At 58.9% G+C, this 16,412-nt stretch carries 13 protein-coding genes; 1 reads left to right on the plus strand and 12 read right to left on the minus strand.

What is annotated here, in order from left to right; translation table 11 throughout:
* Positions 1 to 2: 2 nt before the first annotated feature.
* The 3 genes from argJ to GJU83_RS13975 all read right to left on the minus strand — a co-directional run bounded on the left by argJ (position 3) and on the right by GJU83_RS13975 (position 5,221).
* Positions 3 to 1,220: a bifunctional glutamate N-acetyltransferase/amino-acid acetyltransferase ArgJ gene (gene argJ, locus GJU83_RS13965; protein WP_153634601.1), complete on the minus strand. Its 1,218-nt coding sequence runs from the start codon at positions 1,218 to 1,220 to the stop codon at positions 3 to 5.
* Positions 1,221 to 1,347: 127 nt separating this feature from the next.
* On the minus strand, positions 1,348 to 4,086 hold the full coding sequence (gene secA, locus GJU83_RS13970; protein WP_153634602.1) for a preprotein translocase subunit SecA: 2,739 nt from the start codon (positions 4,084 to 4,086) through the stop codon (positions 1,348 to 1,350).
* Positions 4,087 to 4,267: 181 nt separating this feature from the next.
* On the minus strand, positions 4,268 to 5,221 hold the full coding sequence (locus tag GJU83_RS13975; RefSeq protein WP_153634603.1) for a M23 family metallopeptidase: 954 nt from the start codon (positions 5,219 to 5,221) through the stop codon (positions 4,268 to 4,270).
* Positions 5,222 to 5,436: 215 nt separating this feature from the next.
* Between GJU83_RS13975 and GJU83_RS13980 the strand changes: the two genes are divergently transcribed.
* Positions 5,437 to 5,883 carry a DciA family protein gene (locus GJU83_RS13980; protein WP_069183992.1) on the plus strand — a complete coding sequence of 149 codons (447 nt, stop codon included), beginning with the start codon at positions 5,437 to 5,439 and terminating at the stop codon, positions 5,881 to 5,883.
* A gap of 11 nt (positions 5,884 to 5,894) precedes the next feature.
* Here GJU83_RS13980 and lpxC read toward each other — a convergent pair whose 3' ends face one another.
* The 9 genes from lpxC to murD form a co-directional block, all read right to left on the minus strand.
* Positions 5,895 to 6,809, minus strand: a complete 915-nt coding sequence (gene lpxC / locus GJU83_RS13985; protein WP_136631481.1) for a UDP-3-O-acyl-N-acetylglucosamine deacetylase — start codon at positions 6,807 to 6,809, stop codon at positions 5,895 to 5,897.
* A 212-nt stretch (positions 6,810 to 7,021) separates the two neighbouring features.
* A complete protein-coding gene (ftsZ, locus tag GJU83_RS13990) occupies positions 7,022 to 8,179 on the minus strand; it encodes a cell division protein FtsZ (protein WP_008176500.1) in 1,158 nt (385 codons plus the stop codon).
* A 98-nt stretch (positions 8,180 to 8,277) separates the two neighbouring features.
* Positions 8,278 to 9,513, minus strand: coding sequence for a cell division protein FtsA (gene ftsA / locus GJU83_RS13995; RefSeq protein WP_008176504.1), 1,236 nt, complete (start codon positions 9,511 to 9,513; stop codon positions 8,278 to 8,280).
* A 36-nt stretch (positions 9,514 to 9,549) separates the two neighbouring features.
* Positions 9,550 to 10,389 carry a cell division protein FtsQ/DivIB gene (locus GJU83_RS14000; protein WP_064227013.1) on the minus strand — a complete coding sequence of 280 codons (840 nt, stop codon included), beginning with the start codon at positions 10,387 to 10,389 and terminating at the stop codon, positions 9,550 to 9,552.
* A complete protein-coding gene (locus GJU83_RS14005; RefSeq protein WP_153634604.1) occupies positions 10,382 to 11,353 on the minus strand; it encodes a D-alanine--D-alanine ligase in 972 nt (323 codons plus the stop codon). Before GJU83_RS14005 ends, GJU83_RS14000 begins: the two co-directional genes overlap by 8 nt.
* Position 11,354: 1 nt before the next feature.
* Positions 11,355 to 12,800 (minus strand): UDP-N-acetylmuramate--L-alanine ligase, encoded by a 1,446-nt coding sequence (gene murC / locus GJU83_RS14010; protein WP_136631479.1) that lies wholly within the window; start codon positions 12,798 to 12,800, stop codon positions 11,355 to 11,357.
* Complete coding sequence (gene murG / locus GJU83_RS14015; protein WP_153634605.1) at positions 12,793 to 13,878, minus strand: undecaprenyldiphospho-muramoylpentapeptide beta-N-acetylglucosaminyltransferase; 1,086 nt, start codon at positions 13,876 to 13,878, stop codon at positions 12,793 to 12,795. The genes murC and murG overlap by 8 nt, the downstream gene beginning before the upstream one ends.
* On the minus strand, positions 13,871 to 15,070 hold the full coding sequence (gene ftsW, locus GJU83_RS14020; RefSeq protein ID WP_153634606.1) for a putative lipid II flippase FtsW: 1,200 nt from the start codon (positions 15,068 to 15,070) through the stop codon (positions 13,871 to 13,873). The genes murG and ftsW overlap by 8 nt, the downstream gene beginning before the upstream one ends.
* On the minus strand, positions 15,070 to 16,410 hold the full coding sequence (gene murD / locus GJU83_RS14025) for a UDP-N-acetylmuramoyl-L-alanine--D-glutamate ligase (protein ID WP_153634607.1): 1,341 nt from the start codon (positions 16,408 to 16,410) through the stop codon (positions 15,070 to 15,072). The genes ftsW and murD overlap by 1 nt, the downstream gene beginning before the upstream one ends.
* Between the last annotated feature and the right edge of the window lie 2 nt (positions 16,411 to 16,412).

Here is a 16,412-nt window from a genome sequence, read left to right on the forward strand (position 1 = left end):
GGTCAGGTACGGTACTCGGCGTTGATGGTGACGTAATCATGGGAGAAGTCGCAGGTCCACACCGTCTCCCTTACCTCTCCCCGCTTGAGGTCAATGGCAATGGTGATCTCTTCCCGATCCATCACGGCCTGGCCACGGGCCTCGGAATAGTCGTCAGCGCGACCACCGTTGCGGACCAGGCAGACATCCCCCAGGTAGATTTCCAGGGCCTCAAGGTCCAGTCCGTCGACACCGGCGCGCCCGACTGCCGCGAGGATCCTTCCCCAGTTCGGGTCCGAGGCGAACAGCGCCGTCTTGACCAGCGGCGAATGTGCCACGGTGTATGCCACATCCAGCGCTTCCTGCTGGCTGGCAGCGCCGCTCACATCAATGGTGACAAACTTGGTAGCGCCTTCACCGTCACGGACGATGGCGTGAGCCAGTTCCAGGTAGACCTTTTGCAACGCCTCCCGCAGCTTTGGCAGCGCCGGACTGGAGGCGGTAATCTCGGGGCCGGAATACTGGCCACTGGCCATCAGCATGCAGGCATCATTGGTGGAGGTATCGCCATCAATGGTAATCCGGTTGAAGGATTTCTCTCCCAGCTCGGAGGCCAGAGTCTGCAGCAGCTCTGGCGCAATCCGGGCATCGGTGGCAATAAACCCGAGCATGGTCGCCATGTTCGGGCGAATCATCCCCGCACCCTTGCTGATGCCAGAGATGGTGACCGTGTGACCGTCCAGCTCCACCTGACAGGAGGCGCCTTTTGGGCGGGTGTCCGTGGTCATGATGCCGCTGGCGGCCTCTGCCCAGCGGTTCTCGGCGGTGTTCGCCAGGGCGTCCGGAAGGGCGCCGACAATCTTCTGCACCGGCAGCGGCTCGCCAATCACGCCCGTGGAAAACGGCAGGATCTCCGCTTCGGCAACGCCCGCCTGGTTTGCCAGAGCCTGGCAGCAGGCCACGGCATCCCGCATGCCCTGCTCACCGGTGCCGGCATTGGCGTTACCGGTATTGATCAGCAGATACCGGGGCGAGGTCTCGGCCAGATGTCGGCGGCTGAGAGTAACCGGTGCCGCGCAGAACTGGTTTTTCGTGAAAATCCCGGCAACCCGGCTTTCCGGGGCCAGCTCAAATACAACCACGTCCTTCCGTCCCGGCTTCTTGATGCCTGCACTGGCTATACCGATCTTGACTCCCGCCACCGGGTGAAACTCAGGTAAGGTTCCCGGACCTACCGCCATTCTGCCACTCCTCTTGTCTGGGATTGCGCTCGAAGTACCGCCCAACCCGCTGGAAAAGAAAAAACCCGCAGCCCACCAGTCGTGGCTGGCAGATTGCGGGTTCCGATGGTGCAGTCAGTATTCTGTATTAGCTGACCTTGCCATGACACTGCTTGTACTTCTTGCCGGACCCGCAGGGGCAGGGTTCATTTCGACCCACCTTGCGCTCCTGTCGAACGAAGGTTTCGGGGGTCGACTGGCGGGAATCGTCGGCGTTGCCCTCGCCCTGACTCTGGGCCGTGGCGCTGGTCTCATCGTGGCGCAGGCGAGCCTTGGCAAGCTCTTCTTCGAGTTCCTGCTTGCGACGGCGCTCGACTTCTTCCATTTCTTCACGGCTCTGGACACGAACATGACAGAGCACCCTGGTGACGTCCCGCTTCATGGTATCAAGCATGGTTTCAAACAGGTTGAACGCCTCGCGCTTGTACTCCTGCTTGGGGTTCTTCTGGGCATAACCCCGCAGATGGATGCCCCGGCGCAGATGGTCCATGTTGGAAAGATGCTCTTTCCAGAGGGTATCCAACACCTGCAGGAAGACCTGCTTTTCGAACTTGCGCATGGCCTCTGAGCCGGCGATTTCTTCCTTGGCTTCGTAGGCGGCGACAATCTCGTCCAGAATCTTCTGGCGCAGGTTTTCCTCATACAGCTTGTTATCTTCTTCCAGCCACTTCTGTACTGGAAGATCAATGGCCATCTCGGACTGGAGCTGTGCTTCCAGACCAGTGATGTCCCACTGTTCGGGCATGCTCTGGGGCGGGATGTATTCACTGATCAGCGAATCGACAACGTCCTCCCGGATGGTCTTGACCATGTCCGAGATATCGTTTGAGGACATGACCTCATTACGCTGGTCGTAGATGACCGTCCGCTGATCGTTGGCCACGTCGTCGTATTCCAGCAGCGTCTTCCGCATATCGAAGTTGCGGCCTTCGACCTTGCGCTGGGATTTCTCGATCGCATTGGTCACCATACGGTGTTCAATGGCCTCACCCTTTTTCATGCCCATTGCCTGCATCAGGCTCTTGACCCGGTCAGGTGCGAAGATACGCATGAGGTTGTCTTCCAGGGACAGGAAGAACCGTGAGGAACCGGGATCGCCCTGGCGACCGGCACGGCCACGAAGCTGGTTATCAATCCGGCGGGATTCGTGACGCTCGGTACCAATGATGTGCAGGCCACCGGCCTCAAGAACCTGATTGTGGCGCTCGGTCCATTCCGCCTTGACCCGGGCAACCTCCTCTTCCGAGGGATTCTCCATGGCGGCGACTTCGTGCTCCCAGTTACCGCCGAGTACGATATCGGTACCACGACCGGCCATGTTGGTGGCGATGGTGACTGCGCCCGGCCGGCCCGCCTGGGCAATGATATGGGCTTCGGATTCGTGCTGCTTGGCGTTCAGGATCTTGTGTTCGATCCGCGCCTTCTTGAGCAGCACAGAAAGAAGCTCGGAAGCCTCGATAGACGCGGTACCCACGAGGATCGGGCGCCCTTCGGCGGTGACATCCTTGATCTCATCAATGATCGCGTGGAATTTCTCTTCCTGAGTCAGATACACCAGATCGTTGTAGTCAGTCCGCTGAATCGGCTTGTTGGGCGGAATGACCACCACGTCGAGGCCGTAGATCTGACGGAATTCGAAAGCTTCGGTGTCTGCGGTACCGGTCATGCCGGCCAGCTTGTCGTAGAGCCGGAAATAATTCTGGAACGTCGTGGACGCGAGAGTCTGACTTTCGGCCTGGATCTTGACGCCTTCTTTGGCCTCAACCGCCTGATGCAGGCCTTCGCTCCAGCGGCGCCCCGGCATGGTACGGCCGGTATGCTCGTCCACGATGACCACCTGGCCGCCCTGAACAATGTAATCCACGTCTTTCTGGAACAGATGGTGGGCCCGCAGCGCCGAGTGCACGTGGTGCAGCAGGCTGAGGTTGGCCGCTGAATACAGGCTCTCTCCTTCCTTCAGAAGGCCACGCTCAAGCAGCAATTCTTCAACTTTCTCGTGACCGCCCTCGGTCAATTCCACCTGGCGGGATTTTTCGTCGATGGTGAAGTCGCCGGTAGGCTCACCCTCTTCAGGCACCTCACCTTTTTCCAGGCCCGGAATCAGCTCATTGATGGCCTGGTACAGTTTTGAACTGTCCTCAGCCGCACCCGAGATGATCAGCGGCGTTCTGGCCTCATCGATCAGGATCGAGTCCACTTCGTCCACGATCGCGTAGTTCAGCCCGCGCTGGACCTTGTCCTCGGTACTGAACGCCATGTTGTCACGCAGATAGTCGAAGCCAAATTCGTTGTTGGTACCGTAGGTAATATCCGCCTGATACGCCGCGCGCTTTTCTTCCGCCGGCTGGCCCGAGGCCACTACACCCACCTGCATGCCCAGGAACCGGTAGAGCTTACCCATCCACTCGGCATCACGGCGGGCCAGGTAATCGTTCACGGTAACCACGTGGACGCCTTTGCCGGGCAGCGCGTTCAGATACACCGCAGCAGTGGCAACCAGAGTTTTACCCTCACCGGTTTTCATTTCCGCGATACGGCCTTCGTGCAGGGTGATACCACCGATCAGCTGGACGTCGTAATGGCGCATTCCCATAACGCGACGGCCTGCTTCACGCACGGTCGCGAAGGCTTCAGGCAGCAGGGCGTCGAGGGATTCGCCTTCATCAAGCCGGCGACGGAACTCCGCGGTCTTACCTTGCAACTCGGAGTCGGACAGATTGCCATACTGCTCTTCAAGCTCATTGATGCGCATGAAAGATTTACGCATTCTCTTGATTTCTCTGGCGTTTTTACTGCCGAACATCTTAGTTGCAAGCTTTGTGAACATAGACCACTGCTTCTTTGATTAAACGGAGGAAGCCGGCATTCTAACCTTATTTTGTAACAGGACAAAAGGCAGGCCTCACACAGGCGCAAGAAGTCGCCGGTGAGGCACCGGATTCACAGATAAAAACCGGCCCGGAGCCGGTTGACGGAGAGATTGTGAAAGCTGTGGCGCCGGGACCGGATCAGCGGCTGGCACGCTTGATGTAGGTTTCCGGGTTTTCAGACTTGCCATTCCGAATGACTTCAAAATGCACATGGGGACCGGTGGAACGCCCGGTACTGCCCATCAGCGCGACTACCTGGCCCTTCTGAACAACATCACCCACTTCCACTTTGATCGTCTTGCAATGAGCATAGCGGGTGATCAGACCATCGCCATGATCGACTTCAACAAGGTTACCGTAGCCATAGCGCTCGCCGGCATAGGTCACCACACCGCCCGCAACCGAGATAATATCGCTGCCATCCTTACCGGCCAGATCAACCCCGGCATGCCAGGTACGCTTGCCGGTAAACGGATCGGAACGGTAGCCGTACTTGGAGGACAGCCAACCCCAGGTTATCGGGCGACCTTCAAGGTACAGTTCGTCCTCAAGCCGTTTGCTGGATGCCAACTGGTCGAGCAAACGAAGTTGCTGTTCACGGTCTTCGATTCGCCATTCCATCTCCTCGATCATGCGGGTCAGCTCGGGCGCGGAGAAGGAATCGCCGGACAAGGCATCCTCCGGGCCACCCACCGCAGCAGGCTGATCGAAGTTGAATTCATCGCTGGCCACCAGGCCGGATTCCACAAAACGCTGGCCCAGGGCATCCAGGCGCAATAACCGGCCCTGAATCTCGCCCAGGCGCAGAGTCAATGCATCTACCTGTTGCTGGACGTTCTCTTCAATGTTGGCCAACTCCGCCTTCTGCTCTGCCAGCTTCAGCTGCCACTCGGCCACCAGTTCGGCGTTGGTGGGCTCCCTGGCCTCTACCTGCTCAATCGCCGTCTGGTAACCGGCCCAACCCGCGGCAACCAGCAGGGAAAGCACCAGAAACACCAGAGCAACAGCAAGCGTACTGTTGATAGACAACACCCGGGATTTTCCGTGGTGTTTGCCAACGAAAATAATGTTCATATCATCATCAGGTTTCATCGTTGAGCCGCAACCGCATCCTGTAGTGTTGCGCCCCGGAAAAATCCGAAGGGGGTCTGCCATCCTTTGGCAACAGCTACATACTGAAAAAATTGCAGCGCCCGGTAGACATACTCATTTATCACAATGTAAAACGAGTGTAATACAGGCACTACGCATAAACCGTGCCGAAGTGTAACCAATCGTAAACGGAGCCGTCGAGTAAAAACGCCGCCATGAAACGCAAAAGCGAGCAAAAAATGACCTTCGACAAGCTGGGCAAGACCCCGGTGCTCAAGGATCTAGTGGCAAAGGCCGAACTTCACCGACAGGCAGAGGCAGAAGTTCTCGCAGCCCTACCGCAGGATCTGGTTAAGGGCACACGCTTTGTCAGCTGCAAAGACGGCGAACTGGCTCTGACAGCCGAAACCGCCGGGAAGGCCAGTCAGATCCGGTTCCGCCAGCACGAGATCATGGAAAAGCTTAGAGAGAACGAACTCTTCCGGTTCGTCTGGAAACTGAGGGTCAAGGTTGCGCCGCCACGATTCCGGGAAAAACCGGTGTTCAAGAAAGAGCCCTTGAGTAAAGAAAATGCCCGGCTTCTCAAAGAGGAAGCCGGGCACACGAAGGATAAAGCATTACGCGAGGTTCTCGAAAAACTCGCTAGCCACGTCCGGGATTAAAGCGTCCGGCTTTAACCCGCCGCCAGCACGGGCTTCATGTAGGAAATCGGGGCAGTGGCCTCATCATCAAAGGTAACCACTTCCCAGGCATCCTCTTCTGCCCTGAGCTTGCGCAACAGCTTGTTGTTCAGATCGTGACCGGATTTGATACCGCGGAACTCACCAATCAGGCTGTTACCCAACTGGTAAAGGTCACCGATGGCATCAAGCAGCTTGTGCTTCACGAATTCATCGTCATAGCGCAGACCGTCTTCGTTGAGGATCTTGTAGTCATCCACAACGATAGCGTTGTCCACACTGCCACCAAGGGCGAGGTTCATGGCACGCAATTTTTCGATGTCACGCATGAACCCGAAGGTCCGTGCGCGGCTCACTTCCTTGACAAAGGAAGTGCTGGAAAAATCAACGGTTGCGGTCTGGGCGCGGCCTTTGAACACCGGGTGATCAAAGTCGATTCCGAAGCTGACCTTGAAGCCCTCGAAAGGCAGCAGGGTCGCTTTCTTGTCGCCTTCTTCAACCGTAACCTCACGCTTGATGCGGATAAAACGCTTGGCCGCATCCTGCTCGGCAATACCGGCGGATTGCAGAAGAAACACAAACGGACCGGCAGAGCCGTCCATGATGGGCACTTCCGCGGCGCTAAGCTCGACGAAACAGTTGTCAATCCCGAGACCAGCCATGGCCGAGAGCAAATGCTCAACAGTCGCCACACGGACACCGTCTTTTACCAGCGTCGTGGACAGCATGGTCTCACCCACATTTTCCGCAGAAGCACGAATCTCAACCATCGGGTCCAGATCGGTACGGCGGAAGATGATACCGGAGTCCACCGGGGCGGGCTTGAGGGTCAGATAGACCTTCTCACCCGAGTGCAAGCCAACACCGGTGGCACGGATGGTGTTTTTAAGTGTCCGTTGTCTGATCATCGGTACATAATTCCGTCACAAAAAGGCGATATTCTAGGCAAAAATCTGCCCGGAGAATATCAGAAAATAAGACTGAATACCATTTAACCAATCCGCTGTTGCCGAATGTTCATTCAGCGCGCAACTATTGGCAATCGGTGCACGTATTCACCGGTTTTCGGGTTCCATATTTCGATGACAAACCGGAACCGGATCACAATTGCACCACATTATCAGTCAGCCTGACGACGGAGGAATGCGGGAATATCGAGATAGTCGACACCCTGTTCCTCGCTGTCCTTGCTCTGGTCGATAGCTACGTTCCCGTGGGAAACGGCCCGGCGACGCAGAACAGCAGGACGATCCAGCTGGTTGTAATCGGTTTTGCCGTCCAGGGTGCGGGTGTTGTCCACCACCTTGGTCGGCTTCTCGCGATCACCGCCCAGACCGGTCGCAACAACCGTTACCTTGAGTTCGTCGGTCATCTCCGGATCAATGACGGTACCAACAACCACCGTGGCAGAATCAGACGCAAACTCACGCACAATGTCGCCAACCTCGGAGAATTCGCCCAGGTTGAGGTCCATGCCGGCGGTGATGTTGACCAGAATACCTTTGGCACCCTGCAGGTTGATGTCTTCCAGCAGCGGGCTGCGAACGGCCGCTTCGGCGGCTTCCCGCGCACGGTTTTCGCCGGTCGCGCGAGCTGTGCCCATCATCGCCATACCCATTTCGGACATGACGGTCTTCACGTCGGCAAAGTCGACGTTGATCATACCGTTGCGGGTAATCAGGTCGGCGATGCCCTGAACCGCACCCAGAAGCACGTCATTGGCGGCGGCAAAGGCGTCCAGCAGGCTGGTTTTCTTGCCCATCACGGCCAGCAACTTCTCGTTGGGGATGGTGATCAGGGAGTCGACGCTTTCTTCCAGCTCTTTCAGACCGGATTCGGCAACGCTCATGCGCTTGCCACCTTCGAACATGAACGGCTTGGTGACCACGGCAACGGTCAGAATGCCGAGCTCACGGGCCACTTCCGCCACGATCGGCGCAGCGCCGGTACCGGTGCCACCGCCCATACCTGCGGTGATGAAAACCATGTCCGCGCCCTTGATGGCCTCGGCGATGCGATCACGATCTTCCAGGGCGGACTGACGACCAACCTCCGGATTGGCGCCGGCACCCAGACCCTTGGTGATGTTGCCACCGAGCTGAATGATCTGGCGCGCGTCCATATCGGTCAGCGCCTGCGCATCTGTGTTGGCGCAGATAAATTCCACACCTTCGATGTCGCTGTTAAGCATATGGCGAACGGCGTTACCGCCACCACCGCCTACACCGACGACTTTAATGACAGCGTTTTGCTGGACATTATCGACGAGTTCAAACATTTCCCCTACTCCTTCGTGCTGTTTTCAGCCCTTGTTCCGGGCTGTTTGTTCGAGATTGTGTTTTCGAGATACCTTCGTGTACTACCCACCCGGTTCCGTCAGAAATGACCGGTAAACCAGGCTTTCATGCGCTCAAACAGCGAGGGTGCATCTTCACCCTTGAGCACCGGTGCCCGCCCCAGGTCCATCTGGCGGAAACCATGAATCAACAACCCGACGCCGGTGGCGTAGATGGGGTTATTGACTACCTCCGTCATGCCGGAAACTGCCTGCGGACAGGCCAGCCTTACCGGCATGTGGAAGATCTCTTCGGCCAGTTCCACCACCCCTTCCATGGTGGACGAACCGCCGGTTATCACGATGCCTGCCGGAATCAGATCCTCGAACCCGGACCGGCGCAATTCCGACTGCACCAGGGTGAACAGCTCCTCGTAACGCGGCTCCACCACCTCAGCCAGGGCCTGCCTGGAAAGATCCCGCGGAGCGCGATCGCCCACACTGGGCACCTTGATGGTTTCATCCGCGCCGGCCAGCTGGGTCAGGGCGCAGGCATACTTGATCTTGATCTCTTCGGCATTCTGCGTAGGTGTGCGCAGTGCCATGGCAATGTCGTTGGTGACCTGGTCGCCGGCGATCGGAATCACCGCCGTGTGTCGAATCGCACCGCCGGTAAACACGGCAATGTCGGTGGTGCCGCCACCGATATCGACAACGCAGACCCCAAGTTCCTTTTCGTCTTCGGTGAGGATGGCGTGACTGGAAGCCAGCTGCTCCAGGATGATGTCATCCACCTCGAGGCCACACCGCTTGACGCATTTCTCGATGTTCTGGGCGGCATTCACCGCGCAGGTCACCAGGTGAACCTTTGCCTCCAGGCGCACACCGGACATCCCCATGGGCTCCTTGATGCCTTCCTGACTGTCGATCACGAACTCCTGGGGCAGAATGTGAAGGATCTTCTGGTCTGCCGGAATCGCGACCGCCTGGGCGGCATCAATCACCCGGTCAATGTCGGCCTGGGTGACTTCACGGTCACGGATGGCAACGATCCCGTGGGAGTTCAGGCTCTTGATATGGCTGCCCGCAATGCCCGCATACACCGAGTGAATGCGGCAACCGGCCATCAACTCTGCCTCTTCCACAGCGCGCTGAATGGCCTGGACGGTGGTTTCGATGTTCACCACCACTCCACGCTTGAGGCCCCGGGAAGGGTGAGAGCCAATGCCCACCACTTCGATGGTGCCGTCCATCTTGCGCTTGCCGACAATCGCAACCACCTTGGAGGTTCCGATATCGAGGCCGACAATCATGTTTTCCGTTTCAACCGATGACATGTGTTCCACCAAACCGTAGGTCTGAATTAACCGTTGCTATGATTTTGGGCTGGAGGCTGTCTCGACAGCTTTCCATTTGACCGCCACACCATTGGTGTAACGGGCATCCACCCGACTGACTTCGTCCGACCGTGCTGCCAGCCGGTTTTCATAAACCGTGATAAACCGCTCGAATCGCTGCTCCACCTGATCCCGGCCAAGCACCACTTCGATGCCATTGGCCAGCTGCAGGGTCCAGGCGCCCCGGTGCTCCAGGGCCAGGCCAGAAAATCCCAGTCCCCGGGCGACCAGCTTGTCACTCATGGTCCGCGCCATATTGATCACATCCCGCACCCTTTCATCCGGCCCCGCGAGTCTCGGTAACCGCCCCGCCACTTCCGGGTTGGACGGCGCGAACAATTCTCCAGTCCGGCTGACCAGGCGCCCGTCGGTCCAGTAAGCCAGGGGCTTTTTTTCCCGGATATCGATCACCAGCCGATCCGGCCAGACCCGGCGCACGGCAGCGGACTCAACCCAGGGCCGGCGCTCCAGGCTTTCCTTGATTTCTGAGAGGTCCGTGGCGAAATAGCTCTTGCCGATCCAGTCGCCAGCCGCACGTTCAATAGCCACCCGGCTGTCGCCCACGAAATCCCCTTTTACATCCACCGCCAGGATCTGCTGATCCATGGCCCCCAGCACCTTTCCGGTGCCCCAGGGCACCAGCGCGGCCAACAATACAATCACGGCGCCCATGCCCACCTGAAGCCAGGGCACGGCCGCCAGCACACCTTTCAACACTCCAAACCGGTCCCGCTCAGGACCAAGGGACGTTGCCCCCCGGCGTCGCGGGGGCTCGGACGGTGTCGCCCGGCTCCGGATCAGCAGTGTTTCAAGCATCGGCGCCCTCCAGGGTGTCCTTCAGTATCCGGACCACCAGCTCTTCGAAACTGATGCCTGCCGCCTTCGCTGCCATGGGCACCAAGCTGTGGTCGGTCATTCCGGGCACCGTGTTGACTTCCAACAGCCAGAACTGACCGTCGCTGTCCTGCATGATGTCCACCCGCCCCCAGGTCCGGCAGCCAACAACCCGAAACGCATCCAGAGCCAGGTGCTGGAGGCGAACTTCGTCCTCGGGTGCCAATCCACAGGGAATCTGGTATCGGGTGTCGTCCGCCAGGTACTTGGCGTCATAATCGTAAAAAACGTGCTCAGTACTGGCACTCAGACCGATGGCCGGAAGCGCCTGATCCTGCAACAGACTGACGGTGAACTCGGGCCCCTCGATCCATTCCTCCACCAGTACCAGGTTGTCCAGCGCGGCCGCAGCTTCGTATGCATCGGCCAGCTCGGCGGCGGTATGCACCTTCCGGATACCGATACTGGAACCTTCCCGGGAAGGCTTCACGCTCAGTGGCGCGCGCAATTCACCGATAATCTGGTCCGCCTGGTCGACGCTGGTCATGGTCCGGAACTTCGGCGTCGGCAGGCCGCAACCTTCGAAGACGTACTTCGTTCTGAGCTTGTCCATGGCCAGGGCGGAGGCCAGAACCTCACTGCCGGTATACGGAATCCCGGCCTGCGAAAGGATGGCCTGCAAGGTACCGTCCTCGCCGCCCCTGCCATGCAGGGCAATAAAGACACGATCAAATTGCGGATTATCGACCGTTTTCAGAAGACAGCCTTGAACGTCCTCCGCGTAGGCATCCACGCCCGCAGATATCAGTGCTGCCAGTACCGCCTTGCCGCTTTTCAGGGACACTTCCCGCTCTGCGGAATCGCCGCCCATGAAGACAGCGACTCGTCCGAGGGCCCTTACGAGCTCGGGACCTGCCTGATAGGCCTGCGTTTCGTTATGATGCATATCACTCACCCGCAATCACTCCCGCGGCCGCCAGCCGCGAAGCCACACCGCCAATATCGCCTGCTCCCTGGGTTATCAGCAGGTCACCATCCTTCAGAACATTGGCCAACAGGGCTTCGATCTCCCGGTTATCCTCGACGAAGACCGGCTCCACCTGCCCACGCTGGCGAATACTGCGACACAGGGCCCGACCATCGGCACCCGGAATCGCCGGTTCGCCGGCGGAATACACGTCCATCAACAGCAACGCGTCCACTTCGGAGAGGACCCGAACGAAGTCTTCGTAAAGGTCTCGTGTCCGGGTAAACCGATGCGGCTGGTAAAGCATGACCAGGCGACGGTCCGGCCAGGCATCGTGTGCCGCGCGGATTACTGCCTCCACTTCCGTGGGGTGATGACCGTAATCGTCTACCAGCGTTACTGTACCCTTGGGTGTCTTGTAATCGCCGTAAACCTGGAACCGGCGCCCGACACCGGCAAAACCGGCCAGCCCGCGGCAGATGGCGTCATCGTCAACGCCTTCGTCCGTGGCCACGGCAATGGCCGCCAGAGCGTTCAGTACGTTGTGTCGGCCCGGCATTTTCAGCTCGACGGTCAGATCACTTCTCCCGGCCGGACGCTTCACCACAAAGTGGGTGCGCAGACCGTCAGAGTGGATGCCTTCGGCACGGTAGTCCGCGTCCGGGTTGTCAATGCCGTAAGTAATGATCGCCCGGGAAATCCGGGGAATGATTTCCTGAACGTACCCATCGTCTACGCACATCACCGCGATGCCATAGAAAGGAAGGTTGTGCAGGAAATCCACAAAGGTCTGCTTCAGTTTTTCAACATCGCCGCCATAGGTATCCATGTGGTCGGCTTCGATGTTGGTCACCACCGAAATCACCGGCGTCAAATGCAGGAAGGAGGCATCGCTCTCATCGGCTTCCGCCACCAGATAACGGGATCCGCCCAGCTGGGCGTTGGTACCGGCGCTGTTCAACTTGCCGCCAATGACAAACGTGGGGTCCAGACCCGCCTCGCCCAGAATGGATGCAATCAGGCTTGTGGTGGTGGTCTTGCCGTGGGTTCCGGCCACGGCAATGCCATGACGGTAGCGCATGATTTCCGCCAGCATTTCTGCCCTGGGTACGATCGGCACCCGACGACTGCGTGCGGCCACAACTTCCGGGTTTTCCGCGGATACCGCCGAAGAAACCACAACCACATCAGCACTGGCGCTGTTTTCTTCCCGGTGGCCGATCTGGACTTCAACGCCCATGGCTTTCAGGCGATCGGTCACCGCACCTTCTTTCAGATCCGACCCGGAAACGTCGTAGCCCTGGTTCTTGAGCACCTCGGCGATGCCGCTCATCCCTGCACCACCAATCCCCACGAAGTGGATGTGACGGATCCGGCGCATTTCAGGCACCTGATAGACCAGGGGCGGATTGGTTGCATCAGCCATTGGCGGCCTCCAGACAGTAATTCACGACTCTCTCCGTTGCATCGGGGCGGGCCAGCGTTCGAGCGGCCTTTGCCATATCTGTTGCCCGGCTGCGATCCCGGGCAAGATCGCCCAGAGTTTCCGCCAGCACCGCCGGGGTCATCTTCGATTGGGGGATGAGGATGGCTGCTTTCGCCGCCACCATCTGTTGGCCATTTTTCGTCTGGTGGTCATCCACCGCGTGGGGAAATGGCACCAGTACTGCGCCGATACCGGCAGCACACAGTTCGGAAACCGTGAGTGCGCCGGCCCGGCAAAGTACCAGGTCGGCCCATTGATAGGCCTCTGCCATATCCTTGATAAACGGCTCCACACTGGCCTCAACCCCGTGTTGCTCATAGGTCTGCCGGGCTGCATCTGCATGGCGCTCACCACATTGGTGACGAACCACCGGCCGATCGGCCTCCGGCAACATGGCCAGGGCTTCGGGCAGTTGCTCGTTGAACACCTGGGCGCCCAGGCTGCCACCAACCACCAGCAACCTGAGGGCACCTTCCCGCCCTGCCATCCGCTGCTCGGGTACCGGCAGGTTCGCGAGATCCTCCCGGACGGGATTGCCGGTACAGCGGGTAACGACTTTTGGCCCAAAGCTGCCGGGAAACGCTTCCAGGACGGTTTCAGCAAATCGCACCAGAATCCGGTTGGTCATGCCGGCAATGGCGTTCTGTTCATGAATCACCAGGGGTGTGCGGTTCAACCAGGCGGCCACACCACCTGGCCCGGTGACAAACCCTCCCATACCGACGACACAGTCCGGGCGAATCCGGCGCAAGATGGTGAAGGCCTCACCGAGTGCGCGCATCAGGCGGAACGGGGCCAGCACCAGGGCCAATTTGCCCTTGCCGCGCAAACCGGAAATGTGAATCAGTGACAGCGGAATATCGGTTTCGCCGATCAGCCTCTGTTCCATGCCACCACTGGCACCGAGCCAGTACACCTGGTGACCACGGGCTTCAAGTGCCCTCGCCGTTGCGAGGGCCGGGAACACATGGCCTCCGGTGCCACCGGCCATCATCAGGAAGCGGCGCTGCTCAGTCATACACCGCACCTCCCCGCGTCTTCGGGCCGGTCTTTTCCCGGGCCAGTTTTTCCTGATCAAGCCGTTCCATTTCCACCCGGGCCAGAATGCCAATGCAGATACAGGTGATCATCAGGCTGGATCCGCCGTAACTGACCAGCGGAAGAGTCAGTCCCTTCGTCGGCAACAGGCCGGTACTGACCGCCATGTTGATGCCCGCCTGCAGGCCGATCAGCAGGGTCAGACCATAGGCAAAACAGGCGCCGAACGGCATATCCGCTTTCTCTGCCCGGCGGGCAATGACAAAACCGGTCACTACCAGCAGGGTGAACAGGCCGAGTACCAGCAGCGATCCGAGGAGTCCGAACTCTTCCGCGATAATGGCAAAGATGAAGTCGGTGTGTGCCTCTGGCAGGTAGAACAGCTTCTGGATGGAATTGCCGAGGCCGACACCGCCCCAGTCTCCCCGACCGAAGGCAATCAGCGACTGGGTCAACTGGTATCCGCTGTCGAACTGGTCTTTCCAGGGGTCGAGATAACTGACCACCCGTTTCAGCCGATAGGGCTGGGTAACAATCAGAATGGCACCCAGAACCACCAGCGTACCGATCAGAGGTACAAACCGGCTAAGCCGCACGCCGCTCAGGAAAATCATGCCCGCCGCGGCCGTCACCAACACCACCGTGGCACCGAAATCCGGCTGAATAACCAGCAGCACCGATGCCAGACCAAGAACCACCAGCGGTTTGAGGAAGCCAGGCCAGGTATTGAGCAATTCATCCCGGCGACGGACCACGTAGCCGGCCAGATAGGCAATCAGGCAGAGCTTCGCCACTTCCGAAACCTGGACATTAAACAGCCCAAACGGAATCCAGCGAGTGGAGCCGTTAACGGTACGCCCCAGCGGCGTAAGGACCAGAACAAGGGCCAGCAGACCGATACCCAAGAGCAACCAGCCACTGCGCTCCCACCAGGCCACCGGAACGTTCACGGCGACCAGCGCCAGCAGGCAGCCAAGACCGGCAAACATCAGTTGGCGAATTACATAGTGGTAACTGTTGCCCATGGTCTCAGCGGCCATATCCATGGACGCCGAGGAAATCATGACAACCCCGAGCACCAGCAAAGCGACCGAACTGATCACCAGCATCGGCAGCGGTTGGACCTCGCCCAGCCATTGATTCCGGTTCTGCAGGGAAAGATCTGCGTGCATCACAGGCCCTCCACCAGAGATCGGAACTGGTCACCGCGATCAAGATAATCACGGAACATATCAAAGCTCGCGCAGGCCGGCGAAAGCAGGACCCGATCCCCGGGCGCCGCCAGCTCCGCGGAGCGAGAGACCGCCTCGGCGAGGCTGTCTATCCGATGAACCGGAATGCCGCTTCCCAGCACATCGGCGATCGCCGATGCATCACGACCAATCAGCAGCACCGCCCGACAATAGAGCGCAATGGGGGCTTCCAGTGCAGTGAAATCGGCCCCTTTGCCATCACCGCCAGCAATCAAAACGACTTTGCCATTGGCGGGTGCAAGGCTTTCAATGGCGGCTACCGTGGCGCCGACATTGGTGCCCTTGGAATCGTTGATGAAATCCACATCGTTCACACGGCGCACAAACTCGCATCGATGCGGCAGGCCCGGGAATTCCCGGGCAACCTTCAGCATGACATCCATGGGCAGACCAGCGGCATGGCCCAACGCCAGCGCAGCCATCACATTGCTTATATTGTGATGCCCCATCAGCTTCAGCTCGCTGGCCAACAGAAGGTTGTCGAAACCAAAGGTAATCCAGGTACCCTGGTCATCATCCCGGGTACTGAAGGTCTCGGGATTCACCCGGTGGAAGCCGAAACACAGGAACCTGAGGTTGTCCCTCGCCATGGGAGTGCTCAGCGCATCGTCCAGATTGACAACGGCGTTCTTGCAGCCCCGGAAAATCCGCTGTTTGGCCTGAAAATAAGCCATCTTGTTCGGGTAACGATCCATGTGATCGTCGCTGACGTTCAATACCGTCGCCGCCAGGGCGTTCAGTTCGTCCGTAGTCTCGAGCTGGAAACTCGACAGCTCGAGTACGTACAGGTCTGCGCCCTGCCCCAGTAGATCGAGGGCCGGGGTGCCAATGTTACCGCCGACAGCGACCTTCCGGCCCGCAGCCTTTGCCATTTCACCCACCAGGGTGGTGACCGTGGTTTTACCATTGGAACCGGTAATGGCCACAATGGGCGCATCGGCAGCCTCGGCAAACAGATCAATGTCGCCGCGGATTCTGGCGCCCTGGCCCGCAGCAGCGGCAATGGCAGGCTCCGAAATGGCGATGCCCGGGCTTACCACCAGCTCGTTGAAGCCGGCAAACAGTTCTTTGTCAAAGGTCCCCAGGTGCACAGGAACATCCGGCCAGCCTGCTCTCAGCTGCTCAAGACCGGGCGGGGCCTCACGGCTGTCGGCCACAGTGACGTCCCGTCCCTGTTCGGACAGATAGCGCACGCAGGAAAGCCCGGTTTTACCGAGCCCTACGACCAGTGTGCGACGATCCGAAACAATGACACTCATAG

It is taken from the genome of Marinobacter salsuginis (genome assembly GCF_009617755.1).
GTDB classification, from domain to species: domain Bacteria; phylum Pseudomonadota; class Gammaproteobacteria; order Pseudomonadales; family Oleiphilaceae; genus Marinobacter; species Marinobacter salsuginis.

What these genes read in the sequence shown, in the direction of transcription:
- ftsZ (WP_008176500.1), bottom strand. Translation starts at nt 8,179, where the DNA reads ATGTTTGAACTCGTCGATAATGTCCAGCAAAACGCTGTCATTAAAGTC.
- murG (WP_153634605.1), bottom strand. Translation starts at nt 13,878, where the DNA reads ATGACTGAGCAGCGCCGCTTCCTGATGATGGCCGGTGGCACCGGAGGC.
- secA (WP_153634602.1), bottom strand. Translation starts at nt 4,086, where the DNA reads ATGTTCACAAAGCTTGCAACTAAGATGTTCGGCAGTAAAAACGCCAGA.
- ftsA (WP_008176504.1), bottom strand. Translation starts at nt 9,513, where the DNA reads ATGTCATCGGTTGAAACGGAAAACATGATTGTCGGCCTCGATATCGGA.
- lpxC (WP_136631481.1), bottom strand. Translation starts at nt 6,809, where the DNA reads ATGATCAGACAACGGACACTTAAAAACACCATCCGTGCCACCGGTGTT.
- murD (WP_153634607.1), bottom strand. Translation starts at nt 16,410, where the DNA reads ATGAGTGTCATTGTTTCGGATCGTCGCACACTGGTCGTAGGGCTCGGT.
- GJU83_RS13980 (WP_069183992.1), top strand. Translation starts at nt 5,437, where the DNA reads ATGAAACGCAAAAGCGAGCAAAAAATGACCTTCGACAAGCTGGGCAAG.
- GJU83_RS14000 (WP_064227013.1), bottom strand. Translation starts at nt 10,389, where the DNA reads ATGCTTGAAACACTGCTGATCCGGAGCCGGGCGACACCGTCCGAGCCC.
- GJU83_RS14005 (WP_153634604.1), bottom strand. Translation starts at nt 11,353, where the DNA reads ATGCATCATAACGAAACGCAGGCCTATCAGGCAGGTCCCGAGCTCGTA.
- murC (WP_136631479.1), bottom strand. Translation starts at nt 12,800, where the DNA reads ATGGCTGATGCAACCAATCCGCCCCTGGTCTATCAGGTGCCTGAAATG.
- ftsW (WP_153634606.1), bottom strand. Translation starts at nt 15,070, where the DNA reads ATGCACGCAGATCTTTCCCTGCAGAACCGGAATCAATGGCTGGGCGAG.
- GJU83_RS13975 (WP_153634603.1), bottom strand. Translation starts at nt 5,221, where the DNA reads ATGAAACCTGATGATGATATGAACATTATTTTCGTTGGCAAACACCAC.
- argJ (WP_153634601.1), bottom strand. Translation starts at nt 1,220, where the DNA reads ATGGCGGTAGGTCCGGGAACCTTACCTGAGTTTCACCCGGTGGCGGGA.